Consider the following 25,225-nt stretch of genomic DNA (forward strand, 5'->3'; position numbering starts at 1 on the left):
GTACGTACACCTCAGTCGGTCGCTCGTTATGCTTCGCCTTATGCATCATAGCGCAAAGATTCTTGAACACTTTAATGTGAGAGATTCTTCTTTTCATCGCGAAATTTGTTTTGAGTAGGTCCCTTGACACGATAAAAAATTGTTCAATATAATTTAATTGGAATATTTAATTAGTTTTTCCAGCAAAATTTATATTATTCTAGTTCATTACGCAATAAAAAATTAATTTATTTAAAGCAAGTACTTTTCTTAGGTACTTGTTTTTTATTCAAAAAATATAGCATTTCATTTAATAATATGTTATACTTAATCTTGGTTAGTGCGAGCTAAGTCATGCACTAAAATACATAAAGGAGACAATTTATGCTTGATAAATATTTATTCAAATCTATTGGCAATGCGAAAAAATATATTCGCAACAGTATTTTTATGATGATGCTGCGCGTTGTAGGCACTGCTCTACTTGCTCTAGCCTTTGGCACTTTGGCTGAGGCGCTTTACTCAAAAACTGCCATTGACATGAAAAGGCTTTTAATAATCTTTGTTCTTGGCGTAATTATAAGGGTTTTGGCGCTTTTCAAGGTGACTGATTATCAATCAAACATCATCGGCGAGGTTAAAGGCAAGCTTAGAGAAAGACTTATCACGAAGGCGGTTTCAATCGGTCCAAGCTACAAAGAACAAATTTCGACAGCGACTTTAATCAATTTAGGCTCGGACACTATTGAGCAGCTGCAAAACTATTACGGCCGCTTCCTTCCTGAGTACTACGGCGCATTCGGCGCAAGTCTTGTGAATTTCGCGGTTCTAACGTATATCGACTGGCGCGTGGGACTATTATTCCTAGTTCTAATGCCAATCATACCACTTTTATTAAAATTTATCTTGACCATGGTTGGGCGCATGCAAAAGAAGTATTGGCGCAAATATCAAGACGTTGGCGAGCTATTTCTTGACAGTTTACAAGGCATCACTGCTTTAAAAATTTTCAGAGCGGACGCGAAAAGGGCTGACGAGCTTGACAAAAAAGCTGAAGACTTTAGAAATGAAACGATGCGTATACTTGCTATGCAGCTAAATTCAATAACTCTAATCGAATGGATCGCCTATGGTTCGTCCATCGCCTGCATTTTCATGAGTCTTTACGTTTATGCAAAAACTGGCCTTGCTCTGCACTTTTTAATCATGATACTAATCATGTCCATGGATGCTTTCAGACCGATGATTACGCTTACAGCAAGTTTTCACGTTGCAATGACTGGTGTTGCCGCTGGTAAAACGCTTATAGATTTTCTAGAACTAAAAGAGGATGAAAGAGGCATGAGCTTCCCTAAAGCTGATGATATCAAGCTTAGCGTAAAAAATCTTTCATATAAGTACCCTGACGGAGATGAATTTGCTCTTCAAAATATTAATATAGACTTCCCTAATAAAGGCTACATCGCTCTTGTTGGCGAGAGCGGCTCGGGTAAATCAACTCTTGCAAAAGTTTTATCAGCTGCGATGAGAGCAAGTTCTGGCGATATTTTTGCAAATGAAGCTGCGTATAATGAGATAAATTCTGCGTCCATCGCCTCGAATGTCAATAGGATTACGCATAATGCACACATTTTTGAGGGATCTTTGAGAGAAAATTTAGTGATGGCAAAAAATAATGTCAATGACAGTACTATAAACACAGCTCTTAAAAAAGTTAATTTATATGAGGAGATCATTGAAAGAGATGGCCTTGAAATGCCTTTATCAAGCGGCGGAGTGAACCTTAGTGGCGGCCAAAGGCAAAGGCTAGCTCTTGCGAGAGCTATGATTGAAGATTCGAAAATTTTCATTTTTGACGAGGCAACTAGCAACATTGACATCGAAAGTGAAGAAATAATTTTAGAAAATATCAAAAATATTGCCAAAGAAAAGCTTGTAATCATAGTTAGCCACCGTCTTTCATCGATTAAGGATGCTAACAAAATCTATGTCTTAGCTAAGGCAAAACTTGTAGAAGAAGGCACTCATGACGCGCTCATGGCGCAAAATGGCGAGTACAAGCGCATTTACGATGCGCAAGAAAGCTTGGAAGGAGGTCTTGTAAGTGAAAAATAATAAAAGCGGATTAAAAACTGTTACTAAACTTTTAAAAGTAGTCAGACCTCTTAGCAAATTCATGGCAATAGCTGTTTTAGCGGGATGCATCTCATTTTTATTCTACACAGCAATTGGCGTGATGGGCGCAAAACTCATACTTCAGTACGTCGAAGGCGGCTCGCAAATGGCAAGCATCATGAAAATAATGGCTGGAGCTGTCATCTTGAGAGGACTTTTCAGATATCTTGAGCAGTACATGAACCACTTAATCGCATTCAAAGTATTGGCTCTGCTAAGAAATAGAGTGTTCGCAGCGATTCGTAGACTTGCTCCTGCTAAGATTGAGATGATGAATAAAGGAGACCTGATCAGCGCCATATCCTCTGACATGGAGCTATTGGAAGTCTTCTACGCTCACACCATATCCCCAGTTTGCATAGCAATCATCACAAGCCTTGTATATGCGTTTTTCTTGGGACAAATATCACCTCTAGCAGCTCTTGTAATGCTTATGGGCCACGCAGCCATCGCAATAGTTTTGCCAATGATATTCTCAAAGCTAGCTGGAAGTGCTGCAGCTGAGACAAGACGCGCACTTGCGAGGATCAACAACAGCTTTTTGGATTTGCTAAGAGGCATATCCGAAATAATTAGCTTTGCTTATCAAAAAGAGGCCGTGAAAAAAGTTAACGCACTAAACGCGAGACTTAAAACTAATCAAGATACGCTAATTAAGCAGCTTGCAGTACTTCTTGCGCTTGAAGACATGCTTGAAGTTTTTGTGACTGCTCTAGTCTTTCTAGTCTTGATAGTGACTGGAACAACTGGCTCAGACATCTTCCTAGCATCTGTTTTAACATACTTTAGTTTTGGCGCCGTCAGAGCCGTTTCGCTTCTTGGTAATGGCCTTTCACAAACGCTTGCCTCGGCTGATAGAGTTATGAATATACTTGAAGAAGTGCCTATGGTTGAGGAAATTACTAATAAAGAAAATTTAAGAAAAAATGCAATTGCTTCATACGAAGGAAATATTATTGAAATAAATGGCATAAATTTTGCTTATAAAGATGAAAAGATTTTGAATGATTTTAGTTTAGCTGTTAAAAATCATGAGTTTATCGGCGTTCAAGGACCAAGCGGATGCGGTAAATCGACTATGCTTAAGCTTATCATGCACTTTTGGAATCTTGACCGTGGCGAGATTAAAATCGCCGGCAAAAATATTATGGATATAAATACGGCATCGCTTTACGAGAATCTTAGCTATATGACGCAAACGAGCGAATTTTTCGAGGGCAGCATCAGAGACAATCTATTGATTGCAAAGCCCTATGCGTCTGACGAAGAGCTTAAGGAAGCGCTACGCAAGGCATCGATACTTGATTATGTAAGCTCACTTAAGGACGGCTTAGACACATATATCAAGGAGCTGGGCGAGAACTTTTCAGGCGGCGAGCAGCAAAGACTTGGACTTGCGAGATGCTTTTTGAAAGATGCCGAAATTTATTTATTCGATGAGCCGACAAGTAATTTGGACGCACTTAACGAGAGCATAATCCTAAACTCGATTGTGAATTATATGAAGGGGAAGACTGTAATTATGGTGAGTCATAGGGATAGTACGCTTAGGATATGTAATACTTTGATTAAAATGAAATAAAAACAAGGTGAACAATGATAAAAGAAAAAACATTTCCAATACTAAAAAATAAAATCCCAATCGACAAGGATAAGGAAGCAGCGAAAAAACTATTCGAAAAGAAATTATTTCTCTTGATGGCGGCTATTTACTGCGAAGATATGGTAAGAGGCAATAAAAAATCCATTAGCAAATATAAATTTGAAGAAGGCATAGATGAATTTATCAATAAAAATCCAAAGCTTTGGAAATGCAAGATAAATGACACTTATTACGAGCTAATCATGAAAGCCTTTAGGCACACAGATCGCTGCCCACACTCCTTCTACAAAACTTTCTGCCACCAATGCCCTGCCACCTGCTACAAGAGCCAGGATTTAGAAAATATAGAGCCGATTATGAAGTACGCCGGCAGAAAAATTATGATGAAACACCCGATTATAGGGTTGAAATTTGTGATAAATTTGTTGATGGCTAAAAATTTGATAAATAAAAACAAGGACAGAGAAAATTAATTCCCTGTCCTTTTGAATTGATAGTAGTTTAGCATAAATTTAGCTCCAGCTAGACTAAGTGCACTCCCAATGCCAGTGTAGAAAAAAGCTATGAAGTTCATATCTAAAAGCTGATATTTTCTGATAAGGATGCCTCCTGTCATCATTATCGCCATGATGATGAAGCTCTTGAGATCAAAAAAGTTCCAAAAGTATCTTTTCTCTTCTTGATACGCTTTTATCCTTGCAGTGTGCTTGTTTACAAGCCTGTTGAAAACCATGAACCAAAAGGCTATAAAGACCGCTATGGATAGCAAAACGTTTAGTGCCGAGAAATTCGTTTTGTAGGCTTCGAGACCTAAGTTTAGGACTTTTATCCCTGCGAATAGCCAAACTAGGCTCGCTATGAGTAGTAGATATCTTTTCTTGACCATGATGTGCCACCTTTCTAATATATATTTAACAATATATACCCAAAGCATAAAAAAAGAAGGCATCTCTGCCCTCTTTTATAGTTAAATTATTTAATGTCTTTAATATCTTTGATTAATAACCAGTCTTCTTCCAGTCTCTTCATCATATCTTCTTTGTAACGTCTTACGTATTCATGAGTATTAGTTGCCTCAACCATATCATTATATCCCCAGAATGTTTCATCAAGGTCTATGAATCTCTTTAGCAACAATATATTTTTGCATTTTAGTAATGATAAATTATCAAAATTTCTTTCGAATATTTTATTTAAGATAACTGCTGCTTCGGCTCTTGTGATGTTTGCGTCTGGTCTGAATAATCCGTCTGGGTAGCCTGTGATTCTCTTTGCTTGATACTCTGATCCTATTGCTCTTTCTGCCCAATGGCCTTTTACGTCTATAAATGGTGCTTCGCCATAAGGCTTATTATCTATTGTAGATATCATTTGTGTAAATTCTGCTCTTGTGATAGGAGCGTTTGGTCTAAAGCGTCCATCTGGGTAGCCTTTCATTATGCCTCTTGCTACTACTGCGTTGATGGCTTTGTTGTACCAAGCACTTTTTGTATCTTTAAAGTTTGGTTTTGCTGATGAACCGATGGCTTCGATGTTTAGTAGTCTTGCTAGCATTGCTGCTGCTTCAGCTCTTGTTATGTTGCCATTTGGTCTAACTGTGCCGTTTGGATAACCAAAGATGTAGGCTTTGTGATCGTCGCCTCTAATTTCTTCTGGCTCTTCATGTTTTTCTATTTCTGCTTTTTTCCAAATTGCATATAGAGTAGTGTCTGTGTATATTCTGTCATCTGGTTTTACTTCTTCTAGATGTTTTCTATCGTAGCTCCAGCCTCTGAATGTGTATCCTCTTCTGCGTGGGATGTATAGATATGGAGCGATTAATTCTCCTTCTTCTACTTCATGGTCTGTAATTCTGCCGCCTCTGTAGTTTTCATCTAGTGTAAGTATAAGTTGTCTTGCTTCAGGTTTTTCCCATTGTGCAAATAGTGTTAAATTGCCCTTTACATCAATAGTTTGACCTGGTAAATACTTAGTTCCGCTTCCATCAGCTTCTGTGTTCCAGCCTAGGAACCTTCTAGAGTTTGAAATATTTGTTTCTGCAAGAGTTTTTGCTATTACATGTCTTTGTTTAACATCTTTTAACTCATAACTATCTTCATCATATTCAAATTCTATTTCATTATTTTTATCAACAAAGATGTCCCCAGAACCGCCATTTGGATCATAAAAGACCCATCCATTTCCTAAATAATCTATATCATAATTATTTAATAAACTTTCAACATGTTTAAACTTATTATTTTTTTCAATTACAAGTTTTCCTCTTAATGAGTTGCTGTCATGAATATATGCCTTTTGATAATTTTCTACATAATCTGGCGGATTAAAGTACCCAGTATTTGTTTTGTTATTATTAAAAATAACATTTTTATTTACAGTCAAACCCTCGTCAGATCTTTTAATTTCTTCAGTCAATAAGTCATAATCCCAATCTTTATATATTAAACTTTCAGTAAATAGTCTAATTGCTCCGCCTGCAAGTTCAGCATAGTTATCACTTATTTCTCCGCCGTCAATATCAAGCGCCCAAACATGACCTTGAGGAGGGGCATTTGGTGAAACTTGCCCAACTTGAGTTGCAACTATTGCACCACCAAAACCTGAAATTGCTCCTACTCTATTTTTGCCTTTTGCTTCATTAGCAATTAGCTTTGTATTCTCAATCTTAGAAAGCGCTTGACTTAAATATAGAGCACCTCCATAAACTGCTTTATTTTTCATTACAGTTGAGTTTTCAATAGTAAACGCCTCAGTCTTTAGAGGGCTAACTCCGGACATAAAGCCACCACTAAAATAAATAGCACCACCGGCACCAACGCAAGAATTGTTCGAAATAGTAGAGTTTCTAATTGTAGCTGGACCAATGTCTATTTTTAAAGCTCCACCAAAAGTATTATCCACAGAATAATGAGGTACTGTAATTTTATTGTTTGTAATTTTATTGTCTGTAATTGTGCAAGTATCAATAGTTAATGGGCTGTTTACTAAATTCACAGCTCCACCTTTAGCAATAGAATCTTCATCTACTAGGATAATATTATCTTTTATATTTGAAGAATTCTTTATATCAACTTGAGTATTGATGGAGTAAATAGCAGCTCCAAACCCTTCTCTTCCTTCAGTTACAGTAATTTTGTTGTTTGTTAAGTTTGAACCACTTATGCTTGTGTGATCTAAGCCATTCAAAGATAGTGCTCCGTGGATTGTAGGTCCAACTTCATCTGAAATTGATTTGCAATTTCTAATCTTTGAATTTACTATATTTGCTACTGAAGTAGATTCATTATTTACATCTTTACTTGTTAAATAAATACCACTAGATGTTAAAGTTTTATAAGATAGTGAGCCTTCGCAAGAATCAACAATAGATCCTTCCATATTAAAATTGAAACCTTCACCTTCACAATATATTGCAGGGCCTACAGCTCCTTTACACTTACTAATTATAGTGTTTTTAATATTTATTCCTTTTGTGTCAATTGCGTATATAGCGCCGCCTTTAGCCTCATCTGATACGACTTCGCAATCTGTAAATTCACTAGAATTAATATTTAGTGTTTTTATAGCATCGCAATTTAAAGCTGCGCCTTTCTCAGCTTTAAAGTTTTTAAAAGTACATGAGTTTAAAGTAAGCTCTGTATCATTGCCGCTTGCTTCAATGCCAGCGTACTTCTTGTCTCCTTCAAGATTAAGATTATTAATAGTAACATTACTTCCTGGCATAATTTTAATAAGTCTATTGCCATCAGTTCCATCACTCGCTCCAGTGATAGTGTGTCCTTTACCTTCGACTGTGATTTTACCATTCAATGTTATTGTCTTAAGATTTCCACCATCTGCTGGCACTACAAAATCTGCTTTTAGTTCCATAACATAATTTGCGTTATCATCAAATGTTTTTTCACTAACTTTATTAACAAAGTCACTTTCATCGTTACTTTCAATAATGTCACTTGTATCACCTACTTTATACAAGCGATATAAAGCTTCTTCTGCAAAACTTACATCATTTATACTTACAAGTGATGTAAGAAGCATTGCAAAAGCAAGTATTATTGCGAAAAATTTCTTTTTCATTTTACCAACCCCTTTTTATTTGTATATACTACAATTTGATTATTCGCTTCATTTTGATAAATATATATAATCATTTATACTACTACACCTATATTTTACACCAGTATCACATAAAAATCAATATCTTAAAATTTTTGTAACACTACTGTAACAATTGTGCAAAAAAAGAAGGCATCTCTGCCTTCTTTTATAGTTAAATTATTAATATAGTTTAATTATTTAACGTCGTTAATATCTTTGATTAATAACCAGTCTTCTTCTAAAAAGTATTGGCTCTTTCTTTGTAAAAATAATATCATTAATCACACTAATTTTGCTGGAAAAATGCGATGATTAAGGAACCTCGTTCAAATGAACCAGAACCTTGGTGCTTCGCACTTAGATGAATGAAACCTAGTCAAAATAAACCATCACTAAACAAATTTTGCTGGAAAAGAAGAACCCCGTCCATAAATGGACGTGAACCTTTGCGCTATGCGATGATTACGCGAAATGGAGCTTTGAGGCAAGCGGAGTGTACGTACAAGTACTCGAGCATTGCCGAAGATGGGACGAGTCCATGAACACGTTTGAACGCAAAATTCTATTTATTTACTTATGATATGCTTCCCCATTAATAATCTTGAAGCACCTAAACACCTGCTCCATCAAAACCACTCTCATCAACTTATGATTCATGGTCATTCGTCCGAAGCTTAGCTTTAAATCTGCTTTACTCGAAACTTTTTTATTAAAGCCGTTTGACCCGCCTATAATCATGGTGATTTTGGAGTAGCCCCTTACGCTTACGTTTTTAATCTCTTCTGCAAATTCTTCGCTTGTTAGTAGTTTTCCAGCTATCTCCAAGGTTATGACGAAGCTCTGCTCATCAATCTTTGTTAATATTTCTTCTGATTCTTCATCTATAATCTTATCAAGCTCTGCGTCTGAGAGTTTATCTGGCTTGTCTCTATCTTTGAGTTCTATAATATTAAGTGAAGCGAAGCGCGAAATTCTTTTTTTGTACTCGTCTATGGCCTCGTTTAAATATTTTTCCTTAATTTTCCCAAGTACTATGAGATCTATCTTTAGCATTAATCCACCTCGTATAAAAGTGTTCTTTTTAATCTGTGTGTGACTCTTAGCCTAAAGTCTTCTGCTTTTCTTCCAGAGCTAAGTAGTTCTTTATAAACTGTCATGTAAGCAAGTTTTTCTGTGTTATTCTCGTGCGATAGATGCGCTAGAAAAACTAATTCGTTTTTGTCTTTAAGTGACTTTTTAATCAGGTCTGCTGCCTGAACATTGGACAGATGTCCTTCTGAACTTTTAACTCTTCTCTTTAAGTAGTAGCTATATGGTCCGTTCTCAAGCATTTTCTCGTCGTGATTGCTCTCGATGTAATAAATGTCTGAGTCTTTGATTGCTTCTTTTATACCATCATCAACAAGGCCTGTATCTGTCAATATGCTGACCTTTTTATTTCCTGCGTATATGGCAAGGCCAACTGGGTCGTAGGCATCATGAAACACTTTAAATGGCTTTATCACAAGATCTTTCACTTCAAATGCGCCATCAAAAATGTGTACATGGCTCTCTTTTACTGAACCGATGCGTGGTAGTGATGCAAGAAAGGTTTTTTCGTTGGCATATAGCTTGGCTCCATACTTTCTTGAGAGTATTCCTGCGCCTTGAACGTGGTCTCTGTGTTCGTGTGTTAAAATAACTGCGTCTAGGTCTTTGATGTCTGTACCTATCTCTTTGAGTGCGTTTTCTGTTGTCACGCCATTTAGCCCTGCATCTATCAAGATTTTGCTGTCTTTATATTCGATGTAGGTCGCATTGCCACAGCTTCCTGAGCTCAATGAACAAAATTTTAATAAGTCTTTCATATATTTCCCTTCATTATAATATCATCTTGTAACCGTCTGAAAAGGTGATTCTCCAGTGCGGTACGGCTCTAAGCCTTGTAATCTTAAGTTCACTCGCTTGATCGAGCGTAACTTGGTCTAGATAGTAGCACATATCAACTTTGTCAATGGTTTTGCCCTTTACCTCTGGTTTATCGATTATGGATAAAATTTTATCTTTCACATCGGCAAGTGTAAAGAGTTCGTCCTCTGTGTTGATGTATTCAAGGCACATTGCGTCGACTCTCCTCACACCTCTTTTGTCGATGGTGAAATTAATAAATGAATTTTCTAAATAAATATCGTCGTGCTTGACAGCGAAATGCACTTGATAACTGTCTTCGTCCAAGTAAGCGCCGTCAAAGACCATGCCTCTAATCATGAGCTCTTTATCTCTCATAAAATCATTGGCAAGCTCTATGGCCTTGTCCATGCTCATCTGTGGATATTTTTCTTCTTCGGAAGCGTCCATGTAGCTAAATAGCGTTCCTTGCGATAACGATACGCTTTTGTCGCCCATTGTGAGTAGTTTTAGATCGTATCTGTCATCGAGCTCTGCCTCGCCATTAAAAAAGTTTTTATTAATCTTATCAAGATCAAAATCGTAGTACTTAAGTATATAGCCCTTGTACTCGCCGCCTTTTTTGAGCTCTTTCTCGTTTATATTTATTTCTTGTGCTTTAAGTATCTCAATTGCATCATCTTTGCTAATGGATAGACTTCCGCCGTCTTTATTTTTTTTCATATACATGGTTAATAGTACGGCATCTATAATCAAAAAGCACACTAGGAGTATGGATTTAGCTTTGTTCCAGTTCATAATCTCTCTCCTTTATCAGCCTAAATGTCTTTGCGTCAAATATAAAGTAGCCTTTTTTCGTGTCAATACGAATCTTTGGCGTAATCGCCTCATCCTCGTCTTTCATCACAAGATAGACTATGCTGATCTTGTCGATGGACTTAAGCGGGTTATCATCTGTTCCTGTGTGGAATAGTATAGCATTTTTATCGATTAATTCAAGTATATTTTTGGTATAAAAAGCTTCTGCCGAATCTTTATTGAAACTTGCTTTATTAACTGATGCGAAGCGCACTTCGTCCATGAATACATCTACTGATGCGTAGTGATCGGAGTCTTTTTCATAATTTAGCTTGAGACCATCTAAGTAATAGTCAAAACTTATTCTATAACCAAGGCTGTCTTCGCTAGTAATTTCCTCTATCTTAGATAGTTTTAGTGGCTGCTCTTCATCTATATAGTCTTGAAGAAAGGCTATGGCTGCCTCGATTGATTTAAGTAAATTTCTTTCCTTGTAAATTTTTTTAAGTGGGTCGAAATACTCGATGGAGCCGTCGTACTTAAGCTTGATAACCTCTGAGTCGTAGCTGTATATCTTGGAGAAATCCTTCTCTTCAAGCTCTTTTAAATATTTAAACTCCTTGTTAAAAAATCTTTGTGCAAAGCTTCTTGCATTGTCCCTGTCAAGTATGTCGAAATCGTGCGCAACCGTGTATTTATCAAAGATGTAGCTTGCGTACTCGTCTTGATAAGGTATATATAAGGGGCTTTTCTCACCAAGTATAGTCGATGCGTTATAGTAATAAGTTAAATTTGGTTTTAGCTCAAGATTATTTACTATTGAATTTGGAAGTGAAAGCGATGTCTTAAGCTCTGTGATCTTGTATATGGACGCATCTGTCTTGAACATGGCGCTGCCACTATAAAGAAGTATAGCGACTTCCTTAAGATTGCTGTCATCGTTGATAAAATTATTTTTCTCCATGATATTAAAAGTTCTTGCGATTAGTCTTAAAGGGAACTTATCGATGAAAGTGAAGACAACTGATCTAGAGCTTTCTATAGCTTTTTCGTACTCATCTTCGCCGATAAGACTCACTCTGTAGTCATTTTTCGTAAAGACATCAGAAAAGAACCCTTTGAAACTTTGGAAGAGTCCTTGCTCCCCAGGGTTGTCTAAAACAGTGTGCTTGTCTTTTGAAAAATTGACTATGGCAGTCTCGGCGCTAATGTAGTCCTTTAGCTCCACCTTCTCCTTCTCTTTTGCCTCAATACCGACTTTTCTCTCGCTAGAAAAGTCTATCCATAGCTTTGAACTTAAATATATGGCAAAAATAATCAAGAAAAAAAGAAGGGCTGTCTTGATTCTTTCTCTCAATCTAGCTCCTCCTATCTCAAATTTTTTATTAGATCAATGGTTTTCATTAAACTTATGCTCTTAGAAATATTATCCGCATCGCTTAAGTATATGTAGAAAACTTTCTCCGCCTTAGCTCCGTCACTTATGACAATCTTGTTAACTCCGCCCATAAGATTAAGCTTTTTAGAGAATATACCTAAAGATCCAACACTTATACTTGTCTTTGATAGCTCTTCATATCCATCTTCTTTGATCATTTCTTCCTCGAAGTGCTTTGTGAAATCCTCAAACTTAGTGTACTTATCCTTGTAGCTTTCAAAGTCTTTGTAGCTAACGCTTGCTAAGTAGTGTTTTATCTCGACATTTGCATTCTTCGGTGCACTGCCATTGATAAATAATGCTTCGTCAATGGTAGAGTATATATCCTGATCAGGTTTTGAAACCCTAAATACATAAGCATCCTTTGCAATAGAAACTGATCCAATTGTGAATATGAAAAGGCATAAAATAAAGATTAAGACTTTCTTTTTCATACCTTCCCTCCTTATCTATATCTATTATAACATAGTAAGGAGGGTTTTAATATTACAGTTGTATTAAATTATTTTTATTTTATTTTTATTATTATTTTTCTTTATATTCGTCGATTAAGAAGGTAAATGTCGTGCCTATACCAAACTTTGAAGTGAAGACTATGTCAGCTTTGTAGGCGTTCGCCATCTCTTTAGCGATGGATAGGCCTAAACCTGTTCCACCCATCTTTCTTGAGCGGCCCTTCTCGACTCTATAGAATCTTTCGAAAATTCTTTTTTGATCCTTCTCTGGTATGCCAATACCATTGTCAATAACATCTAAGTGAACCTTGCCAAGAACCGAATATAGTTTTACCTCTATGGTACCGTTCTCATTCGTATACTTAATCGCATTTGAAATAAGATTTGTGATTATCTGTTCAAGCGCATCTTGGTCAATAAGCGCCTTAAGAGGCTCGTTTGATATAGAATAAATAAGTTTTTGCTTCTTTTCATCAGCAAGTATCTTTAATTTATCTATAGCGTCCTTAACTTTTTCATTAAGCTCGGTTACCTTAACATCTTCCCCGCCCTTGTAATCGATATTTGATAATAAAAGTAAATCAAGAACAAGTCTGTTCATCCTGTCCGCTTCTTTCTCGATAACTCCAAGGAATTTATTTTGCATCTCCTCGGGCACTCCTCCCTCAAGAAGCGTCTCTGAGTAAGACCTTATCGCTGTGATAGGCGTTTTTAGCTCGTGCGAAACATTGGCAACGAACTCTTTACGCATATTGTCAAGCCTGTGCTCCTTAGTTATGTCTTGGAACATGATTATGATGCCTCCAAGACTATAGTCCTCGTTTTCGAAAGGCGCATAGGTCATCTTGTAGACACCGCCCTTAAGCTCTATCTCTTCTTCGCCTTCAAGGGTAAATGGATTATCAAAATTAATCGACGAAAGACCAATCTTGTCAAGATTAAAATATCTTTGCGTGTCCCTCTTTATGTCGATATCAATAAGTTTTTGCGCAACAGAATTCGCGTGAATAAGCTCGCCGTGATTGTTTAGAGCAATGATGGCCTCTGTCATGTTGGTAAATATGGTCTCAAGCTTTTTTTGCTCCAAATCTTTCTCGCTAATGGTCTTGTTAAGCTCATCAGTTAGCGTATTAAACATGGACGCAAGCTTACCAATCTCGTCCTTAGTCCTTACTTCAACCCTTTGAGTAAAGTCCCCTTCGGCAAGTCTTTTGGCCTTCGCAGTCAAGCTGCTGATAGGCGAAACTATTGATGCAGCTAGTAGATAAGCGATAAGTATAGTCACGAATATCGCCGCAATACTGATCACAGTAAGTAGCTGTCTCGCTTTTTTTACAGTCGCTTCAACCATTTTAGTAGAGCTGATTACATAAACAACGCCCTTAACACGTCCACGCTCAGCCACAACTGGGTAGCTTAGATGAACTTCTGAGTCAGTGCCCTCGCCTATAATTTTTTCGCTTAAATTGCCCTTTAATGCCTCAAGTAGCATCGCTTGGTTGATGGTATCGACATCGTAAGCGTTTTTGCCAACTATTAATTTAGTCTTCTCATCGTTACCCGCAATTACTGATGGGTAGCTGTCATTACTTATGACGTATACAAGCTCGTCCGCGTTAAATCTATTCTCATTAATAACGGTTTGTATGTGCTCTATGGTCTCTTCATCGGACCAATTCTCTTTTGTGAAATATCTCGATGTCGATGTCATGGTCTCGACTTGCTTTTTGATGTCGTCTTTAAGTCCCTTCATCAGCTCATTTTCAAGTCCTGTAACTATGAAGGCAGCGACGCTCACCAAAACGAAGAGTACTAGCGACGCATAGATGATTACAAATCTAAACTTTATCGAATTAAATTTCATTTGAGATGTAATAACCCATGTTTCTTCTTGTCTTGATGTATTTGTAGTCGTCTGATAATTTTTCGTCAACTTTTTCACGAACACGTCTGATTGTTACGTCAACAGTTCTAACGTCTCCGATATAGTCATAGCCCCAAACGTCTTTTAGTAGATCAGTTCTCGAGAAAACTTCGTTAGGGTGCTGCATCAAATACTTTAATACTTCAAACTCACGAAGAGTTAGCTCAACTGGCTTTTCCTTCTTGAATACTTGTAATAAAGTCAGATCAAGCCTTATGTCGCCTATCACAATGGAGTTTTCTGTAGTTTTTATTTTAGGCGCACGTCTAAGATTCGCCTCAACCCTTGCAATTAACTCTCTTATGCCGAATGGCTTAGTGATGTAATCATCCGCACCAAGCTCTAGACCCTTTACTTTATCAGCTTCTTCTTCTTTAGCAGTTAGCATAAGTATAGGGAACTTATACTTTTGTCTTAAAAGTTCAAGCGCCTTGAAACCGTCCATCTCAGGCATCATGACGTCTAGTAGCATTAGGTCTGGCTCGTGCTCGTTCACAGCTAAAAGTGCTTCCTTCCCGTCGTGAACCGCCTTTGTCTCAAAACCTTCCTTTTGTAAATTAAACTCGATAATATCAGTTATCGTTGTTTCGTCGTCAACAATTAGTATATAACCCATAGCTCCTACTCCTTATTATAACTTAGTATTTTCGTCTATGATAATGCCCTCTTTGGCATCATCATCTGTATCGTCTTTTGTTTTTTCTTCGTCAATATTTTTATTTTCTTCAATATTTTCATGATTTTCATCTGTATCAATATTTTTATCATCTTCATCAGCAGAAATATTTGCATCGCCATTATCATCTTCATTAAATATCTTCATAAATTCTTCTCCGCTAATGGTTTCTTTCTCGATAAGGAATTTTGATATCTTGTCAAGCTTTGTTCTGTTCTCACCAAGTATGCGCTTTGCCTCGTCGTAAGCCTTTGCGATAAGCTCTTTGACTATGGCATCGACCTTGGCAAAGGTTTCTTCACTCGCAGTGAATTCGCCAGCGCCGCCTAAGTAGCGATTGCCTTCGCTCATTAAGCTCATCATAGGGAAGTCATCGCTCATACCGTAGCGCATAACCATGTTTCTAGCGATGTTTGTAATCTGCTCTATATCGTTACTTGCGCCAGTTGTAATCGCTCCAAACACTAGATCCTCAGCCGCTCTACCGCCAGATGCAGTAACCATCATATTGAATAATTCTTCTTTATCCATAAGGAATTTTTCTTCTGTATCAGATTGTAGTGTATAGCCGAGTGCGCCCGATGTTCTTGGAATGATGGTGATCTTTTCAACTGGAGCGCTCTTTTTCTGAACAGCTGCGACTATCGCGTGACCAACTTCGTGGTAGCTGATCATTTCACGCTCTTTCTTTGATATAATCATAGTTTTTCTTTGATATCCAACTATAACTACTTCTACCGACTCTTGTAAATCCTCTTGTATAACGAAATCTCTTTTATGTCTAACCGCTCTAAGTGCCGCTTCGTTCACGATATTTGCAAGATCTGCGCCCGATGCACCAGCTGTTAGTAGACCAATCTTTTTGAAATCTACATCGTCTGACATCTTGATGTTTTTCGAGTGAACCTTAAGTACTGCGATTCTGCCATTAAGGTCTGGTAGCTCAACTGGTATACGCCTGTCGAAACGACCGGGACGTAATAAAGCTGGATCAAGTACTTCAGGTCTATTTGTTGCCGCAAGTACCACTACACCCTTTTTCGAGTCAAAGCCGTCCATCTCTGTAAGCAATTGGTTTAGAGCCTGCTCTCTCTCGTCGTTTGATGAAAAACTGCCTTCACGCGACTTGCCTATGGCGTCTATCTCGTCTATAAATATAATGCAAGGCGCTTTTTCTTGAGCCTCTTTGAATAAGTCTCTAACCCTCTTGGCTGCAAGTCCCACGAACATCTCTACGAAGGATGAACCCGATATGGAGATGAATGGCACGTCAGCCTCGCCCGCAACCGCTTGAGCTAGAAGTGTTTTACCTGTGCCCGGCGGTCCTACAAGAAGCGCTCCCTTTGGCAGATTGGCACCGATCTTGGCATATCTTTCTGGGTAGTGAAGGAAGTCAACTATCTCTAGAAGCATCTCCTTAGCTTCTTCTTGGCCGGCAACGTCTTGGAAAGTCTTCTTTTGCTTGCCCTTTACATAAACTTTGGCGCCCGATTTGCCTAAACCAAATTTATCAAGGCCGCCTCCCATATCCTTAAATAAAATTTTTGATAATATCAGTCCCATTATCAAAAATGTCGCTATAGGAAGTAAAAAGCCCAAAATTTTAACTAGTATCGATGGCTCTTCGATGATCTCGCTACCGAAGTGAACGCCCTTTTCTTTAAGTTTTTCAGTAAGGCCCTCGTAGTCCCACTCGCCTGTGATAAAGACTCTGACCTCTTTGCCTGGGTCTTCACTATTAATGATAGGCTTGCCATTTTTATCTAATTTTGCTTTTTCGAATTTTAATTTCTTTTCATTGTTCTTGTCACGAATCGCCACGTATTCTGGTTTTAGCTGAAAGACAATGTTTCCGCCCATCTTTTGTACTCTATCAACAACGCCCTCGTCGATTGCTTCCAAAAAACCATCGTAAGTAACTTTTTCAACTTCTGGCTTCATAAAATCTTTCATGAAGAAGATGTTGAAAAGGTAGGCAATGATAAGTATAACTAAATAGTAATATATGAGAGATTTTTTAGGTCCCTTTTTATTTTTATTGTTCTTATTCATTTCTTCACTCCTTTATAAGTATATATACCCATGTGCATATACTTACTTGCTTTAATTCTAACACAAAAATCGTTTTTTTTCAATAAAGCGGGGCATAAAAAAAGAACTGCTCTCACAGTTCTTTCTTGTATAAAATATTTTACATATTAATAGTTTGTTACTACATAAGCGCTTGAATTTGGATTAAAAGTAAATTGCACGTAGCTTCTCTTAACTAAATCGGCCTTAGTCTTGATAGGCTTGTTAAATACATTTATATATCTAACTTTGTCAAGCATTTTAACAGATGTTTCATTTGAGCCAGCAACAACGTAAACATTTTTACCCATCTCAGCAAGTTCCTTGAATTTCGCGTGAAGAAGTGCCGCCTCTTTTTTATCAGTGAAGCCGCCCTTGCCAAAAACTGGGCTTGTCATAGTCACGACAATGTTCTTTTGAGTGACATTTTTAAGATTTGATGTGATGTAGCTCCACTCATTTGCGTCCGATAGTCTTAAAGATCTCTTCTTGGTGTTAAGATTTAGTATAAATGCGTTTGCTGTCGCACTTGTCGAGAAAACATTTGCATTTTTAAGAAGATTTTTCGAAACAGCCTTTTTAAAATCATTGTCATAGTTATTTAGTAAAATGCTTGTGTCAACCTTGTTTACTTTGTTGATGATGGCAGTCTTGGCGCCTTCGAAATTTTTGTCTTGATTAGCATCATAGCCACTAACTACAAGGTATTCGCCGCCACTAGTTTTTTGAACAAAGCCATTTTGACCATCTGCTAATACAGATGAATTGTCTATGGCGTTTTCAAATTTGTGTTCATATAATAAATCGATCGCGTCAACTAAGATTTTTGACTTAACCATGGCAGAGTTATTGGAGCTGCCAACGTAGATATTTAAAAGGGTATATGGATATGCCTCGTTGTCAGGAACTTCTGCCTCAAGATATCTATAATCATTAAAATTGATTTTTTCAGAGAAAGTGATTTGCTCGGCAAAACCTTCGCTGTCCTTGATAGTTGCCTTAAGCATAGCGCCCTTTGCGTCGCCCTTAACCCACATGCCAAGCCTCTTTGGCTTTCCTTCTAAAACAGGAGCCTTCTTAAAACTTATAAAAGCAGCTCTTGAGTCGTCAAGCTTTGAAAAATCATAATTTAGCTCAACAGCTCCGCTTCCTTGCTTAGCGACCTTAGAAATTTTTAGGCTAGCAGAAACTTTATCTGCTGGGAAGCTCGATGCCTTGATATTATTTAAATTTTCAAAATCAAGAAGCGGCTTAGATATAAATCCAATAGTTACAGGGATGTTCTTGTAAGTATTTTTATAGCCCATGGTGATGTAACCATAGCCAATATTATTTGAAGCAGTGAAAACATTTCCACTCATAGCACCAACACTTCCCCAGATTGAGAAATTAATGCTCGAATTCGGAATTTTAGCGCTGCGGCCTTGATTATCTAGGCCGATAATATCTTTTATAGTAAATTTATCGCCAGGTTTTGCGTTTATCTTTTCAGTGGAGCTCCTTAGCTCAACCGGTTCAGAGAATACTTCGATGTTTTTAGTATCACTTGCACCTTGATAAGATACTGTGACTTGTGAAGTGCCTTCAGCTGCGCCGATGAACGAGCCATTCGCACAAGATGCTCCATTCGTAGCACTTGCACTTACTGCATTTGCTTGGGCTCTAACTGGATTATTGTTTGCGTCATAAGCTTTTACACTGTATGCTACAGGAACGCCAGGAAAAGCCTTATCAGTATCAAGATCAAGCTCTATCCTTGCTACTGCGCCCGGATTGTCGCTCGAGAAAACGCCAACGCCCGATACAACCGCTCTTGGAGTGCCGCCCGATGGCTTGTTGATGATCTCAGCCTTATCCATCGCCTTAGTCTTTTTGACCATGGTAGTCGATCCGCCGCCATCAAGATTCATCGCGTTGTAGCAGCCGAAGCTCTTAAATATTTCACCAAACTCCTTTTGAGTAAGACCAGCGTAGCCATTCCTTCCGTCAACAGTGATGATGACTATCTTAGAGCCGTCTTGAGATACACCAATACCAGTTCTTGGATGTCTTCCTTTGTTAACAATATTAGTTTGCATAGCCACACCATTTTTCAAGATGATGGAACCGCCACCCATAGCAAATTTTAGCGCCTTGTAGTCAACATTTGATGTTACCTGTAATTCAAGAGGCGTACCCAAAGTAAGACTAGCTAGAGGCGAATTATTTTGGCTAAGCACATAGCCATCTTCAGGTATATCAAAAGGCTCTCCGTTCGTTCTGATATCAGCGACAACACCATTCTCCACAAGAACTTCAGTCATGTTCGCAGCCTTAGCTCCAAAACTTTTCTTGCCCCAATCCCTTGTTAGTAGAGATAAATATTTGTATCCGCCGTAAGCCTTGTTAAAGCCGCTAACATGGTATTTTGCACCAGTCAATTGATTTAAGATATCAACAGATTGATCGATATATCCAAGCTGCGAGCCACCAGCACTGCTTTGATAAAATACAGGCAATTTGTTCTTGCCCTCTTGAGCCGAGCTGATAAGCTTGCCGTCATTGACAATCATACCAAGAGTCGATGGATGCGGTTGATAGTTAAAATAGTCGCCGTTAACACCAGCGATAGCGCCACTAACATTGACCATGTCTCTAACATTCGATCTGTGAGAAACACCCTCAGTATTGAATATCGCCTTAATCTCATTCATTTGATTAGTCGTGTCAATAGTCAAGACATTTAAGTTTTGCCAGCCCTCAGAAGTAAATCTCTCGATGTGCGCGCGATGCACACCGCTCGCTAGATACTCTTCCTTTCTTTCTTCGTTAATTATATAAGCTAAAGAACTTTGACTTAAAATCGAAAATGCAAGCGTAGCGCTAAGCGCAATACTTGCGATGCGTTTAAATTTCATTATATCCTTCCTTTCATACATATACATTATATACCAAAATATAAAATTTTTGTTAAAAATATGGCAATTGTAACTATATTGAAATATTGGAGATAGATTTTTTAAAATTATGAAAAATTAAGAAAATAGAAGAAAAACTATAATAATAATAGATATATTAAGAAAATATGATTTATTTCCACTTGCAAGAATATTGTTAGAAAGTTATAATAGATAAGTAATATTTCGGCGGGGTGTAGCGCAGTTTGGTAGCGCACGTGGTTTGGGACCATGGGGCCGGGAGTTCGAACCTTCTCACCCCGACCATAATTTAGAGAGAACTATTCGTTCTCTCTAATTTTTTTGCGTTCAAACGAGCCCTTGAACTCGTTCCCTCCTCAGCAATGCTCACGTACCATATGTACGCTCCGCTTGCTTCGTCAGTCCACATCGTCCAATCATCTCGTTTGTTCCGCAAAATCGTTTTCTTCTGTTGTAAGAATTTGATTAAAGTAAATTATTTTGTTAATAAAAAACTTATTGTTTAAATACAAATATTGTGATAAAATTTGTTTTTTGATACTTTTCTTATTTTGATCAATTTTATATCTTCTATCGAAACTAAATACATACAACGATCAAATTATAGGGCTCGTTTTAATTGGATCTGATCAAACATGTTTCTTAGGAAAAATTCGATGATTACGCGAAATGGAGATTCGAGACAAGCGTAGCGTACACGCGAGTACGTGAGCATTGCTGGCGAGCGAACGAGCGTAAGGACGAATTTAATTTTTATCTGATGACACAAATTTTTATTTAGATCAAAATATATATCACCTATCTCATCCACATACATATACGCGGGATTTCACAGAGCAAACGAGATGATTGGACGAAGTGGACTGACGAAGCAAGCGCAGCGTACTAATGGTACGTGAGCATTGCTGAGGAGGGAACGAGTTCAAGGGCTCGTTTGAGTGCGAAATCCTAAGTAAAAAGGTCCAGCAAACGCTGGACCTTTGTTTTTGTATGTAGTGCACCCGACTTCGAACGGCTTCTATAAGTGTTACCACAACAGACAGCTCCCGAACGGCACCCTCGCGGCACACACAAATACATACTTATCGCTGCTTCCGCCAGGACCTGACGAGGTTCGTAAGATTTATGTTGCGCAAGAACCCTTCGTTCAACACCTCTTATTGTGGGCAAGCCTCACAGGAGACGCCCTCTGGTCGGGAATTCATTCCATATATAGCGGATTTATGGTTACAGGATGCCGCTACCTTCCCAACTAGCACGTGGCGGAGAGAAGGGGATTCGAACCCCTGATACGCTTAATCACGTATACCCGCTTTCCAGGCGAGCGCCTTCAACCAACTCAACCATCTCTCCACGCCGATTGTTTTACAAAGTTTTTTAACTTGACTTAACCATTATAGTATAAATCCCATCCATTGTCAAGATATTTAATTTAAACAAAAAAAGATCCGCCCATATCATTGAGCGGACCTTCATAGGACTTTATAAATTATTTAGATAATACTTTTCTTGTTAGAGTTACTTGTTTATTGTATTGATCCCATATGATGTCAGAACCATCGATTAATCCAAGTGCTCTTGCAATGTTAGCGATTGGAAGCATTGTTCTGCTGCTCTTAATTTCTGGCTTAACATCGCTTGTATAAGTTATACCGTTAACAATAATTCTGTTAGACTTTACAGGTATTTCAACTCTTTGAGTTAAATCCCAGATAATAACAGTCTTTGTTTCAGGAACCCAAGATACTTGTAAGCCAAGAGCTTCAGCAACATATCTTAGAGGAAGCATTACTCTGCCGTTCTTAACGTAAGCAGGAGTGTCCATTTGATGAACAGTGTGAACGTTCTTGCTAACTTTGTCTAATACGTTTGAACCGATAGCGATAACAGCCTTGTTTTCGTAAACTTGTGGAAGTTTTTCTGCTTCAGCCTTTGCCTTAGCTTCTTCTTCCTTCTTAGCTGCTTCTTTCTTAGCTTTAGCTTCTTCAGCTTCTTTGTCTCTACGTGATCTATAGTAATAGTAGTCATCGTAGTAGTATCCATAGTATGTCCAGTCAGTAAATTCTACATAAACAGTTACGTTACTTGCTGGCATAGTGAATGTATCACTTGTAGTGTAGCCATAGTATCTATAGTAATCACCATAATAGTATCTGTCATAGTAATCATAGTATCCATCATATTTTTTGTAGTGGCTATAACGTTCATTGTATAGGTAATTACTGTAGCTTGAGTATCTGTATGAGCTGTCTAGATATTCATCATAGTATTTATAATAGTCATTGTAATATCTATCATAATATTTGTAACCATATTTATAACCATACTTATAATAGTCATAATCATCCCAGTATTTGTAACCATTGTTCCAGAAGCTATAGTGTCTATCTTTTAGATAATCTTCATAAGTAGCGTAATCATTGTAATAATAGTTTCTGTAGTCACTGTAATAGTAGTTGTAATCGTTGTAATATCTTCCGTTGTATCCATAGTAATAGTAGTCGTTGTAAGCATAGTTCTTAATACTATGTTTAATATTATTGTTATCTATATAGTAAACGTTTTTAACTGCATAACCATAGTTTGGTGTAGCTGTTACAGTGATAGTATCAAGATAATTAGCTTTTGATTTACTTACTGTGAAAGATCCGTGTACTGTTGAAGCTTTGTATACATTGTAAACGCCTGTTGTATCTGGTTTCTTTTCATCTTCTGGTTTTTTAGTTGGTATAGCATCGTTAAGTGCTTTTTCTACTTCAGCTGTAGTTGTAGCTGCTTCGATTTTAGCTAGTGCTGCTGTTTTTTCATCATAAGATAAGTTAGAGCTCTTTATTTTTTCTTCAGCTGCTTTTTTAGCATCTTCAAGAGCTTTCTTTTCAGCTGCTGCTTTATTTTCTTCAGCTGCTGCTTTGTCCGCTGTTTTAGCACTTTCTGCAATATTATTTGCAGCAGTTAAATCTTCAGCTTCTTTGATATCATTTATTGCTTTTGTCTTATCTGCATCTTTTAAGTTCTTTAAGTCTTTAACTTCAGCTATTAGTGCTCCTTTTGCTTTGTCAAGTGCTTTTGCTTCGTCTAGCGCTTTTTTCACATCGTCTGCGCTTCCAGCGGTGCCAATTGTAGCTGCCACTTTATTTTTATAAGTGTCAGATAAGTTTTTTAAGCTATCAAGCTCTGCTATAGCTTTTCTTTTTGCTGTTTCAAGCTCTTCGTTTGTTCCTGCTGGATCTGTATGTGTTCCTGCTGTATCTCCTGTTGGATTTGATGCTGGATCTACTGCTGGTGCTGGATTAGCTGGTTGTTTTGGATCAGCCGGTTTTTCTTCGTCTGTTTTTGTTTCATCAACTACTGGTGTTGGTTTAACTTCAGGCTCAGCAAAAACATTCATTGGCATTAAGCCTATTAGCATTATAAAGACTAATGCTAATGATAAAATATTTCTAATCTTTTTCATACTACTACCTCCCGTGTAGAATAATTCGAAAGTCCTATATAATTGCTTTCTTACTGTAATTATACCCCATTCTTTCTAAATTTTCAAGTGTAAAATGCCTTTTTCTGCAAATTTTTTTAATATTTTCGTATCACAGTAAAGTGCGTCTTGCTGTACTGCACTAAAGATGCTATCTTTGTACATTTTGCTAAAAATTATTTATTTTATAAAATTTTTCCGTAGTGGCAAAGGCATGTGCATAATTAAAAATATATTGATTGCCATAAGCATAAATAAGTGGTATAATAGCTTTTGGGTGATAATATGGATTTAAAAAGCACTATAAGGGTGATTGAAGGTTTCCCGAAGGAAGGGATTTCTTTTAAGGATATAACTACGCTTCTAAAGGATAAGGACGCTTTCAAGTGCGCTATAGATGAATTAGAAAAGAATATTGTGGGCCTTGGCGCTGAGTACATTGTTGGTCCTGAGGCAAGGGGCTTTATGCTTGGCTGCGCGCTTAGCTACAAGATGGGCCTTGGCTTTATTCCTGTTAGAAAAAAGGGCAAGCTTCCGGCTGAGACTGTATCTTTCTCTTATGAAAAGGAATATGGCACTGACACTATCGAGATTCACAAGGATGCGATCAAGCCTGGTACTAAGGTTGTTGTAATTGATGACCTTCTAGCAACTGGAGGAACTGTTGAGGCTGTGAAGAATCTTCTTGAAAAAATGGGTGCGGAGATTGTCGCTTTTGAATTTTTGATTGAACTAACTGACTTAAAGGGCCGCGACAAGCTTGATGGCTACAAGGTTGACTCGCTGATAACTTATAATGTATAGTATAGAGAAAAAAGAGATTGAGCGCTTTATCATCAAAAGCTACAGAAAAGAACTTTGGAAGAAATTTCTTAAGGCGATAAATGATTTTAATCTGATTGAGGAGGGTGACAAAATTTTGGTCGCTATCAGCGGCGGAAAGGACTCAATCCTTCTTGCGAAGATGTTTGAAGAGCTGAAAAAGCACTCGATTTTTAAATTTGATGTCTGCTACGTGAGCATGGACCCCGGCTTTACTAAGGATAACAGAGAAAAGCTTGAAGAGCTATGCAAATTTTTGGGGATTGATTTGCAAATATTTGAGACGGATATATTTGAAGTCGCTGAAAAACTTGCTGGCGACTACCCATGCTACATGTGTGCTCGTATGCGCCGCGGCGCTTTGTATGGCAAGGCGAAGGAGCTTGGCTGCAACAAGGTCGCTTTAGGTCATCACATGAATGATGTTGTCGAGACGACACTTATGAATATGCTCTACGCTGGTACTTTCAAGACCATGCGCCCGATTCTTGATAGCCAAAACTTTGACGGGCTAAAACTAATTAGGCCTATGTACTACATAAGGGAAGATGATATTAAACGCTGGCTCAAGAGAAGTGATCTCAAGGCTTTGGACTGCGCCTGCTCCGTTACAAAGAAAAGAAGCGGCAATATACGCTACGAGATAAAAGACCTTGTCGCAAAGCTTATGGAGACAAATAATATGGCAGAGAGAAATATTTTGAATAGCGCGATGAATATAAACCTTGACTCATGCATCAGCTGGGAGATAGATGGCAAGAAATTTCTTTTGGGAAAAGAAATTCAAGAATAAGGTTCGCATTCGATTTGCGCCTAAGGCTCGTAAAAATTTGTTGCCAATGCTCGAGTACCTCGTGTACACTCCGCTTGTCAAAAATTTTTACTTCGCCTTATCCATCAAATCGCTCTG

General features: G+C 37.8%; 17 protein-coding genes, 2 tRNA genes and 1 other RNA gene. 6 read left to right on the forward strand and 14 right to left on the reverse strand.

Going from position 1 to position 25,225, the window contains the following annotated elements; all coding sequences use genetic code 11:
• Positions 1–363 precede the first annotated feature (363 nt).
• Genes M1R53_RS07205 through M1R53_RS07215 form a run of 3 tightly spaced genes read left to right on the forward strand, consistent with a single transcriptional unit; the run spans position 364 to position 4,230 of the window.
• Positions 364–2,094, forward strand: coding sequence for an ABC transporter ATP-binding protein/permease (locus M1R53_RS07205; protein ID WP_249242544.1), 1,731 nt, complete (start codon positions 364–366; stop codon positions 2,092–2,094).
• Positions 2,084–3,736, forward strand: a complete 1,653-nt coding sequence (locus M1R53_RS07210) for an amino acid ABC transporter ATP-binding/permease protein (protein ID WP_249242545.1) — start codon at positions 2,084–2,086, stop codon at positions 3,734–3,736. Before M1R53_RS07205 ends, M1R53_RS07210 begins: the two co-directional genes overlap by 11 nt.
• A gap of 14 nt (positions 3,737–3,750) precedes the next feature.
• The gene (locus M1R53_RS07215; RefSeq protein ID WP_249242546.1) at positions 3,751–4,230 is read left to right on the forward strand and encodes a nitrous oxide-stimulated promoter family protein; all 480 of its coding nucleotides are present in this window, start codon (positions 3,751–3,753) and stop codon (positions 4,228–4,230) included.
• Here M1R53_RS07215 and M1R53_RS07220 read toward each other — a convergent pair.
• The 11 genes from M1R53_RS07220 to M1R53_RS07270 form a co-directional block, all read right to left on the reverse strand.
• The gene (locus M1R53_RS07220; protein WP_249242547.1) at positions 4,227–4,643 is read right to left on the reverse strand and encodes a hypothetical protein; all 417 of its coding nucleotides are present in this window, start codon (positions 4,641–4,643) and stop codon (positions 4,227–4,229) included. The genes M1R53_RS07215 and M1R53_RS07220 overlap by 4 nt on opposite strands.
• Before the next feature lie 86 nt (positions 4,644–4,729).
• Positions 4,730–7,834 carry an S-layer homology domain-containing protein gene (locus tag M1R53_RS07225; protein ID WP_249242548.1) on the reverse strand — a complete coding sequence of 1,035 codons (3,105 nt, stop codon included), beginning with the start codon at positions 7,832–7,834 and terminating at the stop codon, positions 4,730–4,732.
• 591 nt (positions 7,835–8,425) lie between these two features.
• Positions 8,426–8,908, reverse strand: a complete 483-nt coding sequence (gene rlmH, locus M1R53_RS07230; RefSeq protein ID WP_249242549.1) for a 23S rRNA (pseudouridine(1915)-N(3))-methyltransferase RlmH — start codon at positions 8,906–8,908, stop codon at positions 8,426–8,428.
• The gene (locus M1R53_RS07235) at positions 8,908–9,702 is read right to left on the reverse strand and encodes an MBL fold metallo-hydrolase (RefSeq protein WP_249242550.1); all 795 of its coding nucleotides are present in this window, start codon (positions 9,700–9,702) and stop codon (positions 8,908–8,910) included. Before M1R53_RS07235 ends, rlmH begins: the two co-directional genes overlap by 1 nt.
• Positions 9,703–9,715: 13 nt before the next feature.
• Positions 9,716–10,540 carry a two-component system regulatory protein YycI gene (locus tag M1R53_RS07240; protein ID WP_249242551.1) on the reverse strand — a complete coding sequence of 275 codons (825 nt, stop codon included), beginning with the start codon at positions 10,538–10,540 and terminating at the stop codon, positions 9,716–9,718.
• Positions 10,521–11,897 carry a hypothetical protein gene (locus M1R53_RS07245; RefSeq protein ID WP_070599608.1) on the reverse strand — a complete coding sequence of 459 codons (1,377 nt, stop codon included), beginning with the start codon at positions 11,895–11,897 and terminating at the stop codon, positions 10,521–10,523. Before M1R53_RS07245 ends, M1R53_RS07240 begins: the two co-directional genes overlap by 20 nt.
• 11 nt (positions 11,898–11,908) lie before the next feature.
• On the reverse strand, positions 11,909–12,412 hold the full coding sequence (locus M1R53_RS07250) for a hypothetical protein (protein WP_019214158.1): 504 nt from the start codon (positions 12,410–12,412) through the stop codon (positions 11,909–11,911).
• A 91-nt stretch (positions 12,413–12,503) separates the two neighbouring features.
• On the reverse strand, positions 12,504–14,366 hold the full coding sequence (locus M1R53_RS07255; RefSeq protein WP_249242552.1) for a HAMP domain-containing sensor histidine kinase: 1,863 nt from the start codon (positions 14,364–14,366) through the stop codon (positions 12,504–12,506).
• Positions 14,287–14,973 (reverse strand): response regulator, encoded by a 687-nt coding sequence (locus tag M1R53_RS07260; RefSeq protein WP_019214156.1) that lies wholly within the window; start codon positions 14,971–14,973, stop codon positions 14,287–14,289. Before M1R53_RS07260 ends, M1R53_RS07255 begins: the two co-directional genes overlap by 80 nt.
• Positions 14,974–14,988: 15 nt before the next feature.
• Positions 14,989–17,085, reverse strand: coding sequence for an ATP-dependent zinc metalloprotease FtsH (gene ftsH, locus M1R53_RS07265; RefSeq protein WP_249242553.1), 2,097 nt, complete (start codon positions 17,083–17,085; stop codon positions 14,989–14,991).
• Positions 17,086–17,231: 146 nt separating this feature from the next.
• Positions 17,232–20,000, reverse strand: coding sequence for a phosphodiester glycosidase family protein (locus tag M1R53_RS07270; RefSeq protein WP_249242554.1), 2,769 nt, complete (start codon positions 19,998–20,000; stop codon positions 17,232–17,234).
• Positions 20,001–20,229: 229 nt separating this feature from the next.
• Between M1R53_RS07270 and M1R53_RS07275 the strand changes: the two genes are divergently transcribed.
• Positions 20,230–20,306 (forward strand) — tRNA-Pro (locus M1R53_RS07275).
• A gap of 708 nt (positions 20,307–21,014) precedes the next feature.
• Here M1R53_RS07275 and ffs read toward each other — a convergent pair.
• The 3 genes from ffs to M1R53_RS07290 form a co-directional block, all read right to left on the reverse strand.
• An RNA gene (gene ffs, locus M1R53_RS07280) (signal recognition particle sRNA large type) lies at positions 21,015–21,282 on the reverse strand.
• Positions 21,282–21,374: transfer RNA gene (locus M1R53_RS07285), tRNA-Ser, on the reverse strand. The genes ffs and M1R53_RS07285 overlap by 1 nt, the downstream gene beginning before the upstream one ends.
• A 136-nt stretch (positions 21,375–21,510) precedes the next feature.
• The gene (locus tag M1R53_RS07290) at positions 21,511–23,475 is read right to left on the reverse strand and encodes a stalk domain-containing protein (RefSeq protein ID WP_249242555.1); all 1,965 of its coding nucleotides are present in this window, start codon (positions 23,473–23,475) and stop codon (positions 21,511–21,513) included.
• Between the two features lie 303 nt (positions 23,476–23,778).
• Between M1R53_RS07290 and M1R53_RS07295 the strand changes: the two genes are divergently transcribed.
• Both M1R53_RS07295 and M1R53_RS07300 read left to right on the forward strand, forming a co-directional pair.
• Positions 23,779–24,297 (forward strand): adenine phosphoribosyltransferase, encoded by a 519-nt coding sequence (locus M1R53_RS07295; protein WP_249242556.1) that lies wholly within the window; start codon positions 23,779–23,781, stop codon positions 24,295–24,297.
• Complete coding sequence (locus tag M1R53_RS07300; RefSeq protein WP_249242557.1) at positions 24,290–25,108, forward strand: tRNA 2-thiocytidine biosynthesis TtcA family protein; 819 nt, start codon at positions 24,290–24,292, stop codon at positions 25,106–25,108. Before M1R53_RS07295 ends, M1R53_RS07300 begins: the two co-directional genes overlap by 8 nt.
• The last annotated feature ends 117 nt before the right edge of the window (positions 25,109–25,225 follow it).

It is taken from the genome of Fenollaria massiliensis (genome assembly GCF_023347705.1).
Classification (GTDB): Bacteria; Bacillota; Clostridia; order Tissierellales; family Peptoniphilaceae; genus Fenollaria; species Fenollaria massiliensis.

Coding starts and splice junctions, on each gene's coding strand:
- M1R53_RS07205 (WP_249242544.1), top strand. CDS start 364: ATGCTTGATAAATATTTATTCAAATCTATTGGCAATGCGAAAAAATAT.
- M1R53_RS07215 (WP_249242546.1), top strand. CDS start 3,751: ATGATAAAAGAAAAAACATTTCCAATACTAAAAAATAAAATCCCAATC.
- M1R53_RS07220 (WP_249242547.1), bottom strand. CDS start 4,643: ATGGTCAAGAAAAGATATCTACTACTCATAGCGAGCCTAGTTTGGCTA.
- M1R53_RS07225 (WP_249242548.1), bottom strand. CDS start 7,834: ATGAAAAAGAAATTTTTCGCAATAATACTTGCTTTTGCAATGCTTCTT.
- rlmH (WP_249242549.1), bottom strand. CDS start 8,908: ATGCTAAAGATAGATCTCATAGTACTTGGGAAAATTAAGGAAAAATAT.
- M1R53_RS07235 (WP_249242550.1), bottom strand. CDS start 9,702: ATGAAAGACTTATTAAAATTTTGTTCATTGAGCTCAGGAAGCTGTGGC.
- M1R53_RS07240 (WP_249242551.1), bottom strand. CDS start 10,540: ATGAACTGGAACAAAGCTAAATCCATACTCCTAGTGTGCTTTTTGATT.
- M1R53_RS07250 (WP_019214158.1), bottom strand. CDS start 12,412: ATGAAAAAGAAAGTCTTAATCTTTATTTTATGCCTTTTCATATTCACA.
- M1R53_RS07260 (WP_019214156.1), bottom strand. CDS start 14,973: ATGGGTTATATACTAATTGTTGACGACGAAACAACGATAACTGATATT.
- ftsH (WP_249242553.1), bottom strand. CDS start 17,085: ATGAATAAGAACAATAAAAATAAAAAGGGACCTAAAAAATCTCTCATA.
- M1R53_RS07270 (WP_249242554.1), bottom strand. CDS start 20,000: ATGAAATTTAAACGCATCGCAAGTATTGCGCTTAGCGCTACGCTTGCA.
- M1R53_RS07290 (WP_249242555.1), bottom strand. CDS start 23,475: ATGAAAAAGATTAGAAATATTTTATCATTAGCATTAGTCTTTATAATG.
- M1R53_RS07295 (WP_249242556.1), top strand. CDS start 23,779: ATGGATTTAAAAAGCACTATAAGGGTGATTGAAGGTTTCCCGAAGGAA.
- M1R53_RS07300 (WP_249242557.1), top strand. CDS start 24,290: ATGTATAGTATAGAGAAAAAAGAGATTGAGCGCTTTATCATCAAAAGC.